This window comes from Roseiterribacter gracilis (genome assembly GCA_018332375.1).
Classification (GTDB): domain Bacteria; phylum Pseudomonadota; class Alphaproteobacteria; order BOG-932; family Roseiterribacteraceae; genus Roseiterribacter; species Roseiterribacter gracilis.
In genome coordinates this window covers 3,131,225-3,146,701 of record BOPV01000001.1, presented here as the reverse complement: position 1 = coordinate 3,146,701, position 15,477 = coordinate 3,131,225, and the positions used below count along the sequence as shown (strand labels likewise).

Genomic DNA, 15,477 nt, shown 5'->3' with positions numbered 1-15,477 from the left:
CCATTGACCGATTCCAACCGTCGCGGTTACGTGGCGCCGATGATTTTGCCGAGACATGTGACGCAGTGAATATTCTGCTGGTCGAGGACGAACCCGAAGTCGCGCTGACGCTATTCGAGATGCTCGAAGAGCTCGGCTGCCGCTGCGCTGCGCGCCATACCGCCGACGAAGCATTCGCGGTCGTCCGTTCGCGTTCGATCGACCTGGCGCTGATCGACGTCAATCTCGGCAGCGGCGTCGACGGGCTGACCTTGGCGCGCGGCCTGCAAACGACGTTCGGGATCCGCACAATCTTCATCACCGGCAACGCCTCGCCCGATTTGAAGGCGCAGGTCGAGCATCTGAACGCGGCGCTGCTGGAAAAGCCGATCTATCTCGACGCGTTGCGTACGGCGCTGAACTCGATGGGCCTCAGCAAGCGCGTCTAGCCAGCGCGGCGGCGTTCAGCGCTGCCGCACCCAACATCGTATTGTCGAAGATGCACCAGGCCGGAACTGTGGCTGCGCGCAATCGCGCGGCCATCGCTTCGAGCGCCGCATCGTCATAGGACGAGCGATAGATCTCCGGCGAGCCGTGCAAGCGTAGATAGTTCAGCCCACCCCAACCGCCCGGTTCGGATCCAGCTGGCACCTTTGCCGGATCGGCCGCAACGCGCGCGATCCGGTGCGCAACGAGCAGCGCGTCAGGCGCATCGGCAAACCAGCTTGCGTGACGCGGTTCGCACACGACATCGCCGGTAAATCGCGACCGCAACAAGTCGAAGAACCGCGCCGCAATTACGGGATCGAATCGCTGACTCGGTGGCAGTTGCAACAACAATGGACCGAGCCGGCCACCGAGGCAGGTCGCTTCGGCCAAAAACCGGTCGAGCGGTTCCGCCGCATCAACCAGACGCCGTTGGTGCGAAATTTCCTTCGGCAGCTTGACCGCAAACCGAAAAGACGCGGGCACGCTGTCCGCCCACCGCGCGTAGGTCGCAGGACGATGCGGACGATAGAAGGACGAGTTGATCTCGACGGCGGAAAACACCGACGCATAGCGCGCCAGTTGCGAACCATCGATTGGGAATTGCGCCGCCGCGACGCGCGGGACCGTCCAACCGGCGGTGCCGATATACAAAGCTGACATCGGGCCCAGGAACGCGCGCGCACGGAACCGGTTCGCAGCGGGTTCGTTGGTCGACCATGCGGACCAAATACGTTTTGTTGCTGACCCTGTTGCTTGCCGGGTGCGGCGAGCAGGCGACCCAACCGATCGAAAGCAGCTACGGCAAGAACCCGGTTCTGCCGGCGCCCAACAAGACGTTGCTGCCGACGGTCAATATCGCCGAGGCCCAAGGCTGGCCCGCGGGCGCAACGCCGGTCGCCGCAAGCGGACTTGCGGTGCGCGAATTTGCCGGCGGTCTCGATCATCCGCGCACCGTCTTCGTACTGCCGAACGGTGACGTCTTGGTCGCGGAAACCAACGCGCCGCCCAAACCGGATGACGCCAAAGGCATCAAAGGCTGGGTGATGAAGAAAGTGCAGCGCCGCGCCGGCGCTGCAACGCCCAGCGCCAATCGCATCACCTTGCTGCGCGACACGGATGGCGACGGCGTCGCCGACGTCAAAAGCGTGTTTCTAGAGAATCTGAATTCGCCGTTCGGCATGGCGCTGATCGGCCAGGATTTCTACGTCGCCAACAGCGACGCGGTGGTGCGCTTCCCGTACCAGGACGGGCAACTCCGCATCACGGTGGCGGGCACCAAGGTGACCGATCTGCCGGCCGGTACGATCAATCACCATTGGACCAAGGACCTGACCGCATCGCCCGACGGCACGCATCTCTATGCCAGCGTCGGTTCAAATTCGAATGTCGGCGAGAACGGATTGCCCGCTGAAGAAGGGCGCGCTGCGATCTGGGAGATCGACGTCAAAACCGGCAGCAAACGCATCTTCGCGTCGGGGCTGCGCAATCCCAACGGTCTGTGCTGGGAACCGGCGAGCGGCGCGCTGTGGGCGGCGGTCAACGAGCGCGACGAATTGGGCAGCGATCTCGTGCCCGATTACATGACGTCGGTGAAAGACGGCGGGTTTTACGGCTGGCCGTTCAGCTATTACGGCCAGCATGTCGACACGCGCGTCTCGCCGCAAAATCCGGCGTTGGTCGCACAAGCGATCGTGCCGGACTACGCGCTGGGCGCGCACACTGCATCGCTGGGCCTGACCTTCGCAAAAGGCGCGCGACTTCCGGCGCCGTTCACCGATGGTGCGTTCGTCGGCCAGCACGGTTCGTGGAATCGCAAGCCACACAGCGGCTACAAAGTCGTGTTCGTGCCGTTTGCCAACGGGCAGCCGAATGGCGCACCGATCGACGTGCTGACCGGATTTTTATCCAAGGACGACAAGGCGCAGGGCCGCCCTGTCGGTGTTGCGATCGATCGCAGCGGCGGATTGCTGGTGGCGGACGATGTCGGTAACAAAATCTGGCGCGTGACAGGCGCATCCAAAGCAGCGCAGTTGCCGTAACTCCTGCGTCTCACCGACGAATGGCAGTATATGCGCATCCTCAGCACCGCCTTGCTTCTCGCCGTCACCGGCTGTGCGAGCAACATTCCTGCCAACATGGCTGGACCCGCTGCAATCGGCGCGGTCGACTGGGCCAAGGCGACGACCGTCGAAGTCCATCTTGGCGACTTCCATTTCCATCCGGAAACGCTGCGCTTCAACGCGGGTGCGCCGGTTGCGCTGGTGCTGATCAACACGGGCGGCACCGAACATAAATTCGTGGCGCCACGCTTCTTCGCCGAAGCCGTGATCAAACCCGGTCAGGCACGACCCGGCGTCGACGGCATTACGTTGAAAGCAGGCGAACGCACCCGCATCGACCTGGCCCCGACGCGCCCAGATACGTACGGGCTCGAATGCACCGAGATGCTGCATTCGATGCTGGGGATGAGCGGCTCGATCGTTGTTGTGCCGTAAGGCGCCTTAGCGCGCAGTCCGTTCGATAAAGGCGTCGATTAGCGTCTTTACGATCGCCAACGACGGCAGATCCATCACCAGCGCGATATAACCGCTGACTTCGCGGCCCTTGAGGCTGAAGTTGATATGGATGAACAACACCACGTCATTGACCGACGGGGTGACGAGTTCGAAAAATTCCGGGCCAGCGCCGCGTACGATTTCGGGCAGCGACATGCGCAGCGAACGCTGCAGCAGGTTCGCGATCGTCGCGATACAGCCGTTCAGGATGATGTTCCCGATCTCGGCCAGCGCTTCATGTTCGAGTTCGAGAATGTCTTCGAGGGTCAGATGCTCGCCCGCGACGGCACGCACCAATTCCAAACTGTTGCTTTCGGGAAAGATCAGCAGCGCGCGACCCGAGAACTCGCCGTCAAATGCCTGGCGCACCGCGATCAGGTGACCGGACTTGAGCTCGGCGATCAGCTCGGCGGCCTGCTTGCGCGACACGACTGCAACTGACGGGACCGAGAGAAACACCTGCTCGGACACCATCTCGCGCAGGCTGACGGCGGCGCGGCTGACGCCGATATTGACCAGCTCGGTCAGCGCGTCGAGTTCCAGCTCGTCGAGTTCGAATTCCGTCGCGGTCATGGCCGGCGCGTTTCGATCATCTGCCGAATCTTGATCGCCAGAACTTCAAGGTCAAATGGCTTCGTCACCATTTCCATCCCGGGTGCCAGGAACTCACCGCGTTCCGTGGCATGTTCTGCATAGCCGGTCACAAACAGAACTTTAAGGTCCGGCCGGTGCTGGCGCGCAATTTCGGCCAGCTGGCGTCCGTTCAGCCCGGGCAGCCCAACATCGGTGATCATCAGATCCAGCCGCGCATTCGATTCCAGCATCGGCAGCGCCGCCTGCCCGTCGCTGGCTTCGAGCGAGGCATAGCCGAGTTCGCGCAGCACTTCGGAAATCAGCAGACGCACCGACGAATCATCTTCGACCAGCAGCACGGTTTCGCCCGCGCCTTGCGGTGCTGGCGCCGGTGCGGTCGGCACGATCCGTTCGACCGCAGACCCGAGATGCCGCGGCAGATACAAACGCACGGTCGTGCCCTGGCGGGGTGCGCTTTCGATCCGGACATGGCCGCGCGACTGTTTGGCAAAGCCATAGATCATCGACAGGCCCAACCCGGTGCCCTGGCCGATCGGCTTGGTGGTGAAGAACGGATCGAAGGCGCGCGCCAATGTTTCAGGCGACATGCCGGTGCCGGTGTCGCTGACGCTGATCACCGTATAGTCGCCCGCCGCGATCGGCTCTTCGCCGGCCTTCTCTGGGGAGGTGTTTGCCGCCTGCGTATGGCTGCCGGTGCGGATCGTGATGGTGCCACCATGGGGCATCGCATCGCGCGCGTTGATCACGAGGTTCAGCAGCGCGTTTTCGAGCTGGTTGGCGTCGGTCAGCGCCGGCCATGGATCGGCCGACAATTCAGTGCGCAAGCTGACCTGCTCGCCGATCGAACGACGCAACAGTTCTTCCATATTCTGGATCAGCTGATTGGCATCGAGCGGTTGCGGGTCCAGCGGCTGGCGGCGCGCAAAAGCCAGCAGGCGATGCGTCAAGGCAGCCGCCCGCTTGGCCGAGGTTACCGCTGCATCCATGAACCGTTCGACGTCGTCGTAGCGGTGTGCCGCGACGCGCCGCTTCAATACGTCCATCGCGCCGATAATGCCGGTCAAAAGATTGTTGAAATCGTGCGCGATACCGCCGGTCAATTGCCCCAGCGCCTCCATCTTTTGCGACTGGCGCAGCGCCTCTTCGGCCTTGAGCAATTCGGCGGTGCGCTCGGCGACACGCGCTTCCAATGTCTGGTTCAGCGCGCGTAGCGCATCTTCGGCGGCGCGCCTTTCGTTCACGTCGCGCAGAATCGCAGTCACGAAATAACGCGCATCGCTGCGCCAGCGCGATGCTGAAATTTCGACATAGGATGGCGAGCCGTCTTTGCGCCACGCGATCAGTTCGACCGTGCGTGTCAGCACTTTGCCGCTCCACAGCTGCGCCCAGATCTCGGCCCAGACCCCGCCACCACGAAACAGCAGCTCGAAATTCTGTCCAATCAGCTCGCTGGCGTCATAGCCGAATTCCTGCGCGGCTGCCGGATTGGCGAGCTGAATCGCGCCGCTCGCATCCAACGTGATGATCGCGTCCGACGCGCTGTCGACGACGGCGTCGTACCGCGCATTCTGGCGATCGCGTAAAATCCGGTCGCGATCCGTCGCCAGGGTGACGTCGGTCACATGCACGATGCAGGTTCCCGCAACACCGAGCGGCCGTACCGCGATATTGTGCACGAGGTCGCGGCCGGCGCGCGTTTTCAACGGCAGCATCGAACGGTGCAGCGAATGGGTCAGTACGCTGGAAATACCATTCTGCTGCGCTTCGCCAATCGCAGCCGGCAGCCGCCCGCCGGCGAGATGCGGGAAGACTTCGTCGAGTTCGCGTCCGACCGCTTGCTCGGCGGCGATCCCCGATGCGCCTGCGATCCAGTCGTTCCAGGCCAGAATTCGCCCACCATCGCCGATCACGATGAGGCCGGCGTCGATTGCGTCGAACACCGCGGATCGATAGGCGTCAGTGCCCCTAATCGGCATTGGCCTCGCCCGCAGTTTGCCGGATGAAATCGGCAAGCAGTTTCTTCAACGCGGTCAGCGAGGGCAGGTCCATCAACATCGCGATGTAGCCGCGTATGTCGCGGTCATCGACCGAGAAATCGATATAGAGAAACAGAACCACGTCTTCGGCTGGCGCAACCTCGGCGTTGAGCGCAAACAAATCGGCGCCCGAGCCACGCAGGATTTCCGGCAGCGACATTCGCAGACTGCGCTGCAGGATGTTCGCAATCGTCGCCAGACAACCATTCAGAATGATGTTGCCGGTCTCGGCCAGCGCCTCTTGCTCGAGCTCGATAATGTCTTCCAACGGCAACTCGCCGCCGGTGACCGCGCGTACCAATTCGAGGCTGTTGGTTTCCGGAAAAATCAAAAGCGCGCGGCCACTGAAATCGCCTTCGAACGCCTGATGCACCGCGACGAGACTGCTGCTCTCACGTTCGGCAATCATGCTCGCGGCGGTTTCGCGCGTCACGATCGCGACACCCGGCACCGACAGCAACACTTGCCGATCGATCATCTGCCGTAGATTCGCGGCCGCCCGGCCGACGCCGACATTGACCAGTTCGGCTAGCGCGTCGCGTTCGAGATCGTCGAGCGTAATTGTCGGTTGGGGTATCACCGCGCCACGGCCCGCAGCCGCAACTGCGCCGCCGACAGAAAGTCGGCCAGCGCTTGTTCGGTCAGCGGTTTGGGCAGAAAGGCAGCGCCGATGGCGCGGGCGCGGGCAACAATCTCGTCTTGAATATTGGCCGAGATCACAGCGAGCGGCATCTCCGGATGCAGCTTGTTGAGATCGGCAGCCAGCGCCAACCCGTCGCGTCCGGGCATGTTGAAGTCGAGCAGAACGATGTCGGGCGCGTTGTCTTTGACGCTCGCAATCGCCTCGTCGGCATTGGCGGCTTCGAGCCGCGTCCAGCTCGGCTGCAGGCTGTTCAGCGCCTTGCCGACCGCCATGCGCGCAAGCTTGCTGTCGTCGACGATCAGAACCTTGTACGTCATATCCGCTTCTCCGGGCGCGTCGGGCGGCGCCATCCCTTTGGTTTTTCCATTTGCGCCGTTGTGGCGATAGCCCGGATCAGGGCGCTAACGCGTGGAAGTGCGGCGCGATCCATTTCTCGAGAAATGGTACGCGGGACGGACCGCGCACCGTTCGCCTGGCGGCCAGGATGAGCTGAATGAGTGCCGTATGTGCGTGCTCGCAGTCGCGCCAATCGACTGCGGCGGCAGGATGCGCCAATAGCAGCCGTTGCAACAGCTCTGCGTCGTCGATCTGGCAAGTTCCTTCCAGCCGGATCGAGCCGGTTTCGTCGACCCGCACCGTCATCGCAACAGCGCCTGTACATCGAGCACGATCAATACGCGCCCATCGCCGAGCAAGGTCGTGCCCGCAACGCCGCCCATGCCGGCCAGCAATCCATCCATCGATTTCAGCATCACATCCAACCGTTCGCCGAACCGGTCGACTTCGATCGCACCCAGCTGACCGGCAAAGCTGGTGACGACGATATTCGCTTCATCGCTGCGCACCTCGTCGGCACCGCGCAGATCGAGCGCGGCAGCAAGATCGACCAGCGGCACCGTCTGGTTGCGCAGAACGAAGGCATGGGCGGCGCCGATCTGCGTGATTTGCGCGCGCGGAATGCGCACAGTTTCGAGGATGGATTCGAACGGAATGCCGAACACCTGACCGCCCGATTCGACCGTCATCACGCGCGACATCATCAAGGTGAACGGCAACAGGAATCGCACCGACGTGCCGTGCCCGGCCGTGCTTGTAATCGATACGTGGCCGCCTAGCCGCGCCACCGCCGCGCGCACCGCATCCATGCCGACGCCACGTCCCGAAATGTCGGTCACTTGTGAAGCGGTCGAGAATCCCGGTGCAAATAGCAGCTCGAGCAGCGACGCCTCGTCCATCGCCTGCAACGCGTCGGCGCTGGCAATGCCCCGCGTCTCCGCAACGCGACGCACGCGGTCGAGATCGACACCGCCGCCATCGTCGCGCACTTCGACCACGACATGTTCGCCGTCGCGCACCGCCTGCAGCAGCACGGTCGCGACCGCGGTCTTGCCCGCCTTGGCCCGGCTTTCGGCCGGTTCGATTCCATGATCGAGCGCATTGCGCAACACGTGCAGCAGCGGTTCGAACAAGGCTTCGACGATCGCCTTGTCGGCTTCGGTCGCCTCGCCTTCCATTAGAAGTCGCACCGGCTTGCCAAGACTGGCGCTCATTTCGCGCACCAGCTTGGGGAAGCGCTGGAAGACGTGCCGCAGCGGCAATACGCGAATGCCCAGCACCGATCGCTGCAGCTCGCTGACCAACCGGTCGAGCAGCGCGTGCTGCTCCTTCAGCAGCGGCGCCAGCGCGGTCGGGTCGGCACCGCCCTGCGCCAGGCGCGACGCATGTCCAACCGCGTTCTTCACCACCGTCAATTCGCCGGTGAGTTTGACCAGCGCGTCGATCCGTTCGACTTCAACGCGTAGCGCGCGCGCCACCACGTCCTGTGGCGCCCGCGCAATCTCGCCCGCCTCTTCGTCGTCGCCGCGCAGCACGTTTTGCAAGGCCGCGGCAAAGCCGTCGGCGTCGCCGGCCGCGACCAGCCGCAACAGCGCGTCGGCGTGACTTGCGCGGCCCTGCGCGCGCAGCACGTTCGCAACGACGTTGCCGGCGGCAGCAAACCGGCCGGTGAAATTCTCTTCTTCCCGATCGGCGACCAGCAAAAGCTGCGCTTGCAGTAAGGCCTGCGCTTCAGAGCTGAACGCGTCGGCGGCCAGGGCCAAGATCTGCACCTGTCCTGCAGCGGTGGTGAGCAAGGACGCAATCTCGCCCGGCGGTGCGGTCGACAAGGCGACGATCACCAACTTGCACGCAAACGGGTCGATCGCCACAAGGTCGGGCCACGGCGCCGTCGGCTGCAGATCGAGCGCGAGCAGGCCCGGCACACGTTCGAGCAAGCTCAACGGATCTTCGCCGCGGAAGAAACAGCCTTCGTCGGGCGCATAGCGGATTGCGGTGCGTGCCGACGGATGCAACGCCGCAAGCGGCTCGGCCCAGCCGGTCGCGACCGGCGCTGGTGCCAATCGCGCATCGGCTTTTTCGAACCGCTGCAACAGCGCATCGACCGTGGTTGCGGCGACCGTGGGCAGGTCGCCGCCGGTTTCGATCGCATCCAGCCACTGCACGACCTGGTCGAGGCTAGAGAGGCAATCGCTGATCAGATCGGCGGTCACCGGATGTTCGCCCGCGCGCACCGCGACCAGCATTTCTTCGGCCGCGTGCAGCACACGCCCCATCGCGTCGAACTCGACGATGCGCGCCGCGCCTTTCAACGTGTGAAAGGCACGAAACGCGCTGTCGAGTCGGTCGTGATCTTGCGGCGATTCTTCCAGCGCCAACAAATCGCCGGTCGCTTGTTCGACCAATTCGCGCGACTCGATCAGGAATTGTTCGAGGAACTCGTTCATCTCGACGCACCTTGGGGCGCGCCACCGCAAAGTAGCGCGACGTAGCGCAGGAACAGATCCTGCGCGATCGGTTTGACGAGATAGAAATTCGCACCCGCGGCCCGCGCCGCGTTGATGTCGACCTGTGCCGCTTCGGTGCTGGTCACCAGCGCCGGCGTCGCCGCCAATGGCAGCGCCTGCCGGCGCAACGCGCGCAGGAAAGTCAGCCCGTCCATCGTCGGCATATTGACGTCTACGATCAGCAGATCGGCCGGCTGCGCCAACAAATATTCCAGCGCTTCGAGACCGTTCATCGCCTCGGCGGTTTCATAGCCGGCGCGTTGCAATGCGTCGCGGTAATACATCCGCACCAGATTGGCATCGTCGATGATCAGGACGCGTTTGGTCATGCGCGCCTCTTGAGCGGGCGTTGATAGACGATCGCGTCTTCAAACCGGCGCACTTCGAACAAGGGGGAGATACGGCTCATCGATTCCGTATGACCAAGACAGATGAAACCGCCAGGCGCCAGAGCTTCGTAGAGGTTCTCGGCGGCCACGCGGCGCGACGTGTCGTCGAAATAGATTAGCACGTTGCGGCAGAAGATGACGTCGAAGCGGCCTTGCGTCAGCGTTTCCGCCGGCTCGATCAGATTGACTGGAGCGAAGCCGACCGAACCGCGCAGATCGTCGAGAATCTGCCAGCGTTCTTCATCGAGCTGCTGAAAGTATTTCGCGATCTGCTCGGGCGACAGGCGCATCAAAGCGCGCTTGCCATAAATGCCCGTCCGCGCCGCATCGAGCACCCGCGTATCGATGTCGGATCCGACGATTTCGATGTCGTAACGATCGACCTGGGGCCAGTTGTCGAGCAGCCACATCGCGATCGAATAGGGCTCTTCACCGGTCGAACACGGCACCGACCAGATGCGCAGCCGATCGCCAGTCTGCTTGGCGGCAGTCCGCTCGGCCAGCAGGTCGCGCGTCAGACACTGCAGCTGATGGTCTTCGCGATAGAAATACGTCTCGTTGATCGTGAAGGCGTTGACGAATTGCTCGATCTCGCCGCGCACGTTGCTGCGCAGCCGCGCGAAATAGCTGGCAAAGGACGTGGCGCCGGTCGCCTGCATCCGTTCCTGCACGCGCCGTTCGACGTAGTAGCGTTTGGTCTCGGTGAAGATCATGCCGGTGCGGCGATAGAGGAAATCGCACAAGCGGCGGAATTCTTCTTCGTTGACCGATGTCGCCTCATCCATCGGTCGCTTCTTGCTGCGCCTTGATGCGCTCGATCGCGACCTGGATGGCGAAGGGCAGGAATCCTTGGCCTGCAAATCGTGTCGCACAGCGTTCGAGCGATGCGATCGCCGTTGCTTCGCCCAACTCGGCGAGCACGTCGACCGCCGACGCACAGACGTTGGCATGCGCTTCGCGGTCGATCACCTCGATCATCAGGCTGTTTGCTTCGCGAGCCGGCAGCGCGCGCGTCAGCTCGCAGCTCAACAGGCGCACATCGGGATCCGGATCCGCCAACAACGACCGTAGATGTGGGCGTACCGCATCGGTCATTGCACGCAACGCGTCGAGCGCGCCGGTGCGTAGATTGGCGTCGTCGCTGCGTAGATGCGGCAGCACCGAGTCAACCGCACCCAGCCGCGCTAGGCTGGTGAAGATCGCTTCGCGCACGCGCGGATCCTGTTCACCTGCCAGCGCCGCACCCAGCGCCGCCGCACCAGCGGGCGACGTCGCCAGACTGCGCGCTGCGCGCCACCGTTCGTCGGCGTCGTCGCTGCGCAGAAGGTCTGCATGTTCCCGCGCGGGCGCAGACGAGGCGGCGTCTTTGCGGATCAGCGGCATGGCATCAACCGTTCCAGGCATGCAGCGATCTGCGGCAGCGGCAGCACAAAGTCGGCGCCGTCGGCACGCACCAACTCGCCCGGCATGCCCCAGACCACCGCCGTCTCTTCGGATTCCGCAATCGTCTTGCCGCCCGCGGCGCGCATCTCGGCCATCGCAGCAGCGCCGTCATAGCCCATGCCCGTCATCAACACGCCGACCAGCTGGGAGGCGGGCAGGTGCTCCCTCGCGCTGCGCACGAGACGATCGGTCGATGGATGCCACGGATAGTCGGCGCGTGAGGGCGCGGACATTGCGACCAGCACGCCGGCCCGGCGCGTCACGATCACGTCGGCGTCGCCGCGCCCGATATAGACAAAACCCGGCACCAGCGGTGTCGGCTTGGTCACTTCGACCACAGTCAGTTCGCAGATCCCGTCCAACCGCCGCGCCAACGCGCCGGTGAAGCTGGCCGGCATGTGCTGCGCGACGAGCACCGGCCAGGGAAACTTTTTGGGCAGCGACGTCAGCAATGTTTCGAGCGCAGGCGGCCCGCCGGTCGAGGTTCCAACCAACACCAGCCCATCGCCCTGCAACGACTCCGCTGCGGGCGCTGCCTTCCCGGTTGCGCGTCGTGTCGGCCGCGCGCCCTGCATGCGATGCCGCACGCGTTCTTTCAGGCGTAGGCTTTTCGGAAGCTTCGCGCTTGCTGCCGAACGAACCTTGGTCACCAGCTCGTCTGCCATCTCGTCGAGGCCGAGCGAGATCGCACCGCTGGGTTTGGCGACGAAATCGACCGCGCCCAACCGCAACGCTTTCAACGTCGCGTCGGCACCGTCGGCGGTCAGCGACGACAGCATCACGACCGGCCGCGGCTTCTGCACCATGATCCGGTCGAGACAGGCGAGTCCGTCCATCTGCGGCATATGCACGTCGAGCGTAATCACGTCAGGCGCATAGGTTTGCAGTTGCTCCAGCGCTTCCAGACCATTGCGCGCAAAGGCGAGTTCGAAATCCGCTTCGTCGCCGAAGATTTCGCCCAACAATTTGCGCACCAGCGCTGAATCGTCGACGACCAGCAGCTTGATCACGAAGAAGCGGCTTCCCCGGCAGTGCGGGTCTCAAATGCATCGAGCAGTTTGCGTTCGGTTCGGCTGAGAAGTTCGGCCGGATCGAGCAGCAAGACGATCCGCGATTTGGCTTCGAGATTGATCACGCCGCTGATCAGTCGCGTCGTGTCGCCGGTCAGGTCCGGTGCCGGTTCGATCGCGTCCTGCGACCAGCGCAGGACTTCAGACACGGCGTCGACGATCAAACCCGCACGATGCCGCTCGGTGCGCACGACGATCAGCCGGCGCCCTTCGCCGCCCTCCATCGTGGGCAAGTCGAAGCGGCGGCGCTGATCGACCACCGGCAAGACTTCGCCACGCAGATTGACGACGCCTTCGAGAAATTTCGGCGTCTTCGGCAGTTTGGAAATCTTGTCCGGCACGCGCGCGACTTCGTCGACGGCGCTGATCGGCAAGCCGAATTCTTCGTCGCCGAGACGAAAGACCAGCAGCTGCAGCGTCTCGCTGTTGCTTTGCGCGACGGCGCCGGCTTGCGGCTTCGGCACGACGTCTCCCAAACGCTGCATCACGTCCTCCCGGAAGAGCGCTTCGGGTGCCAGCACCGACACCAGACGTCGCCCGCCTTCGCCGCGGAAAATCGATTTGATCCGTGCTTCGCCGCCGCTGCGCGCCGCAAGCATGGTCGGCGTCGGATCGATCTCGTCGCTGCCGGCGCGCAGCAGCGCACGCATGCGATCGGCAACCAACCCGACCTGCACGCCACCGACGCGTGTTACCACGATCTTCTCGCGCCCCGTCGGGGCGTCGGGCAAGGCGAAGCCAAGCAGGCCGCGCAACGACAGCAATGGCAGCAGCGTGTCGCGATAGGCGATCACACCAAGCAGCACTGCTTCGGCGCGCGGCACCAGCGCCAGATTGTCGGGTGGCACGATGATTTCCTGCACCGCGTCGAGCGGCAGCGCGAATTCCTGATCGCGCACCTCGAACGTCACCAGCAGCTGGCGGTCGTCGCGCTGCTCGGCAAGATCGCGGCGCAGCGTTGCAGCAACACCGCGCGTGGCGGTCTGCGCTGGCCGTTGCAATTGCGCGAACTCAGCCTCGAGCATCCCGCGCAAATCGAGGATCTTGGCAACGCCGGCATCGTTCTGCAGCGCGAAGGCGCCGCGCAGTTTTTCGCCCTCGTCACCGGCCAGGGTTGCGGTTTCCACCCGTGCCGCATCGACCGACACAAGCGCGTCGACTGCATCAACCTTGCAAACGATGGGCTGCTCGCCCGCCAGCACGATGGCCCGCGCCGTCGCGGCGGGTGCTGCACCGTCTTGTCCCAGCAGCGCGCGCAAACTGACCAGCGGCAGCACGGCGCCGCGTAGATTGGCAAGGCCCAACAGGCTTTTCGGACTTTGCGGCAGGCGCGCCGCGTGCGGCACATGGATGACTTCCGCCACTTCGTCGGCGGGCAGCGCGTAGAGTCGGCCGGCCAGACGGAAGGTCAGAAAGCGACGTTCCGTACGTGCCGTCGCAGTCTCAATTGACGCGGTCTCAGCCATTCTGCGATTTCAGCTCGTCGGCAAGCGAGGCAATTTCCTCGATCGCTGCCGCGAGATCTTCGGCGCTTTGCGCTTGCTGCGACGAAGCCGAAGCGGCCTGGCGCGACGCAGCGCTGGCTTCTTCGGCGGCGCTTGCAATCTGCCGCGCGCCGGCCGCCACTTGGCCGATCGCCGACATGATCGAGGCCGCGCCTTTCAGAATGGCGTCGTTGGCCGACGCAAGCGCATCGACTTCGCCGTCCATCTTGTTCAGCGAGTCGGCGATTAGCTGGTTCTTTTGCACTTCGATATCGGCCTGCAAAATGATCTGCTCGACGTCGCGGCGCACCGACGCGATCTGGTCGACGATCAGCTGCACCATGTCTTTGACGCGGTCGGCACTGTCGCTTGCTTCGCGCGCCAAGGTACGAATGTCGCCCGACACGACCGCAAAACCGCGACCCGACTCACCCGCGCGCGCCGCTTCAACTGCACCGCTGACTGCCAGCATGCTGGTCTGCACCGCGACCAGCGCGATGCCGTCGACAATCTTGTCGATGCGCCGGCCAAAGGTTTCGAGATTGGCGATCAGCGCCAGGCTGGCCTCGGTTTCCTGCACCGCATGCTGTACGCCGGTCACCAGACGTTCGACGCCGCTGCGGCCGTCCGCCAGGGCACGTTCCATCGTCTGCACGCGCTCGGCCGCGGTTTGCGCGTTGCGCTGCGCGATGCCGGCGCTGGATTCGATTTGCGCCAACGCTGCCGAGGTTTCCTGCGTCGCCGATGCCTGCAGCTGCGCGCCGCGATTGATCTGCTCAACCGCGGCCATGATCTGCGCGGCCGCGCTCGAAAGCTCTTGCACCGTCGCCGACAATTCTTCGGCAGTGGCGCCGATTTCTTCGACCGCACGTTCGCCCGCCGTACCGATGCGCACGTCTTCGGTCAGTTGCGCCAGCGATTGCGCGGCGATCTGTCCTTGGTCGAGCGACTGGGCCTGCTGCTGGATTGCGCTCTGCGCTTCGGCCGACGCCGCCGATTGTTCTTCGGCAGCGGCAGCGACTTGCTCGGCACCGCGCTGTCCTTCGCCGGCCGCCTGCTCGGCTTCGATCGCGGCGGTCAGCGTGCTTTCACTACCCTCAGCCAGCAGCGCTATGTCGGCGCGCATCACATCGAGACTGGCGACGACGGCGATGCCGGCTTTGGCTTCTTCGGTTGCCGTCTTGGCCGCAACGCCGATCGACTGCACGATCTCGCGCACCTTGCCCTGAATCGTTTCGGCCAGGCGCTGCACGTCCTGCGCACTTTTCTCGGATGATTCCGCCAGCGCACGGACTTCTTCGGCGACGACCGCAAAGCCGCGGCCATGATCGCCGGCGCGCGCCGCTTCAATCGCCGCGTTCAACGCCAGCAGATTGGTCTGGTCCGAAATCTTGCCGACCGTGCGCGTGATTTCGCTGATGTCCTGCGCGCGCCGTTCCAGCTCGGCGATGATCGCGACCGCAGCTTGCTGGCGTTCGGCGTTCTTTTCGATCGCGCGCACCGACAGTGTGATCTGTCCCGCCGTATCGGCGAGCGCCTGCTGCACCGCTTCGGTGCGGCGGCGCGAGGTTTCAGCCTGGCCGCGCGCGACGCTCAAGGTGTTGACGATCATTTTGATCGCGCCGACCTGTTCCTGCGATGCGCCGGCTGCTTCCTCGGCGCCGGCCGCGATCTGCTCCATCGCACGGCGCAGCTCTTCGGCCGCGGCCGCAGCCTCGGATAGTCCGCTGGCGAGTTCTTCAGTGGCGGCGGCGACGCGTTCAGACGCCTTGTCTTGGCGCGAACCCGTTGAAACGCGGCGCTTGTTGATGCGTTCGGGCGCCTTTTTCACCGGCGATGGCGCTTCGGGTGCGGCTTCACGCTTCTTCTTTGCGTCGGCGGAAATCTTGGATGTCTTGACGAGAGCCATGGCACTCCGGGGGCGCGAGAAGAGCGAATGAGGGTTCTAGACT

Annotated in this window: 16 protein-coding genes; 3 read left to right on the top strand and 13 right to left on the bottom strand. The window is 64.0% G+C overall.

What is annotated here, in order from left to right; all coding sequences use genetic code 11:
- Positions 1 to 65: 65 nt before the first annotated feature.
- Positions 66 to 428, top strand: coding sequence for a response regulator (locus tag TMPK1_RS15720; RefSeq protein WP_420244116.1), 363 nt, complete (start codon positions 66 to 68; stop codon positions 426 to 428).
- Here the strand turns inward: TMPK1_RS15720 and TMPK1_RS15715 are convergent.
- Positions 412 to 1,128: a DUF72 domain-containing protein gene (locus tag TMPK1_RS15715; protein ID WP_420244115.1), complete on the bottom strand. Its 717-nt coding sequence runs from the start codon at positions 1,126 to 1,128 to the stop codon at positions 412 to 414. The two genes, TMPK1_RS15720 and TMPK1_RS15715, sit on opposite strands and share 17 nt — an antisense overlap.
- Positions 1,129 to 1,184: 56 nt before the next feature.
- Here TMPK1_RS15715 and TMPK1_RS15710 point away from each other — a divergent pair, with 56 nt between their 5' ends.
- On the top strand, positions 1,185 to 2,507 hold the full coding sequence (locus TMPK1_RS15710; RefSeq protein WP_420244113.1) for a PQQ-dependent sugar dehydrogenase: 1,323 nt from the start codon (positions 1,185 to 1,187) through the stop codon (positions 2,505 to 2,507).
- A 30-nt stretch (positions 2,508 to 2,537) separates the two neighbouring features.
- Positions 2,538 to 2,963, top strand: coding sequence for a plastocyanin/azurin family copper-binding protein (locus TMPK1_RS15705; RefSeq protein WP_420244112.1), 426 nt, complete (start codon positions 2,538 to 2,540; stop codon positions 2,961 to 2,963).
- A 6-nt stretch (positions 2,964 to 2,969) separates the two neighbouring features.
- Here the strand turns inward: TMPK1_RS15705 and TMPK1_RS15700 are convergent, their stop codons facing one another.
- The 12 genes from TMPK1_RS15700 to TMPK1_RS15645 all read right to left on the bottom strand — a co-directional run bounded on the left by TMPK1_RS15700 (position 2,970) and on the right by TMPK1_RS15645 (position 15,434).
- Positions 2,970 to 3,596 (bottom strand): chemotaxis protein CheX, encoded by a 627-nt coding sequence (locus TMPK1_RS15700; protein WP_420244110.1) that lies wholly within the window; start codon positions 3,594 to 3,596, stop codon positions 2,970 to 2,972.
- Positions 3,593 to 5,557, bottom strand: coding sequence for a hybrid sensor histidine kinase/response regulator (locus TMPK1_RS15695; protein WP_420244108.1), 1,965 nt, complete (start codon positions 5,555 to 5,557; stop codon positions 3,593 to 3,595). Before TMPK1_RS15695 ends, TMPK1_RS15700 begins: the two co-directional genes overlap by 4 nt.
- Before the next feature lie 25 nt (positions 5,558 to 5,582).
- Positions 5,583 to 6,233 carry a chemotaxis protein CheX gene (locus TMPK1_RS15690; protein WP_420244106.1) on the bottom strand — a complete coding sequence of 217 codons (651 nt, stop codon included), beginning with the start codon at positions 6,231 to 6,233 and terminating at the stop codon, positions 5,583 to 5,585.
- The gene (locus TMPK1_RS15685; RefSeq protein WP_420244105.1) at positions 6,230 to 6,613 is read right to left on the bottom strand and encodes a response regulator transcription factor; all 384 of its coding nucleotides are present in this window, start codon (positions 6,611 to 6,613) and stop codon (positions 6,230 to 6,232) included. Before TMPK1_RS15685 ends, TMPK1_RS15690 begins: the two co-directional genes overlap by 4 nt.
- Positions 6,614 to 6,689: 76 nt before the next feature.
- Positions 6,690 to 6,938, bottom strand: a complete 249-nt coding sequence (locus TMPK1_RS15680; protein ID WP_420244103.1) for a hypothetical protein — start codon at positions 6,936 to 6,938, stop codon at positions 6,690 to 6,692.
- Positions 6,935 to 9,079: a chemotaxis protein CheA gene (locus tag TMPK1_RS15675; RefSeq protein ID WP_420244101.1), complete on the bottom strand. Its 2,145-nt coding sequence runs from the start codon at positions 9,077 to 9,079 to the stop codon at positions 6,935 to 6,937. The genes TMPK1_RS15680 and TMPK1_RS15675 overlap by 4 nt, the downstream gene beginning before the upstream one ends.
- The gene (locus tag TMPK1_RS15670; RefSeq protein ID WP_420244099.1) at positions 9,076 to 9,468 is read right to left on the bottom strand and encodes a response regulator; all 393 of its coding nucleotides are present in this window, start codon (positions 9,466 to 9,468) and stop codon (positions 9,076 to 9,078) included. Before TMPK1_RS15670 ends, TMPK1_RS15675 begins: the two co-directional genes overlap by 4 nt.
- Positions 9,465 to 10,313 carry a CheR family methyltransferase gene (locus TMPK1_RS15665; protein ID WP_420244097.1) on the bottom strand — a complete coding sequence of 283 codons (849 nt, stop codon included), beginning with the start codon at positions 10,311 to 10,313 and terminating at the stop codon, positions 9,465 to 9,467. Before TMPK1_RS15665 ends, TMPK1_RS15670 begins: the two co-directional genes overlap by 4 nt.
- The gene (locus TMPK1_RS15660; protein ID WP_420244095.1) at positions 10,306 to 10,932 is read right to left on the bottom strand and encodes a HEAT repeat domain-containing protein; all 627 of its coding nucleotides are present in this window, start codon (positions 10,930 to 10,932) and stop codon (positions 10,306 to 10,308) included. The genes TMPK1_RS15665 and TMPK1_RS15660 overlap by 8 nt, the downstream gene beginning before the upstream one ends.
- Complete coding sequence (gene cheB, locus TMPK1_RS15655; RefSeq protein WP_420244093.1) at positions 10,902 to 11,981, bottom strand: chemotaxis-specific protein-glutamate methyltransferase CheB; 1,080 nt, start codon at positions 11,979 to 11,981, stop codon at positions 10,902 to 10,904. The genes TMPK1_RS15660 and cheB overlap by 31 nt, the downstream gene beginning before the upstream one ends.
- The gene (locus tag TMPK1_RS15650) at positions 11,978 to 13,507 is read right to left on the bottom strand and encodes a chemotaxis protein CheW (protein ID WP_420244092.1); all 1,530 of its coding nucleotides are present in this window, start codon (positions 13,505 to 13,507) and stop codon (positions 11,978 to 11,980) included. Before TMPK1_RS15650 ends, cheB begins: the two co-directional genes overlap by 4 nt.
- On the bottom strand, positions 13,500 to 15,434 hold the full coding sequence (locus TMPK1_RS15645; RefSeq protein ID WP_420244090.1) for a methyl-accepting chemotaxis protein: 1,935 nt from the start codon (positions 15,432 to 15,434) through the stop codon (positions 13,500 to 13,502). Before TMPK1_RS15645 ends, TMPK1_RS15650 begins: the two co-directional genes overlap by 8 nt.
- Between the last annotated feature and the right edge of the window lie 43 nt (positions 15,435 to 15,477).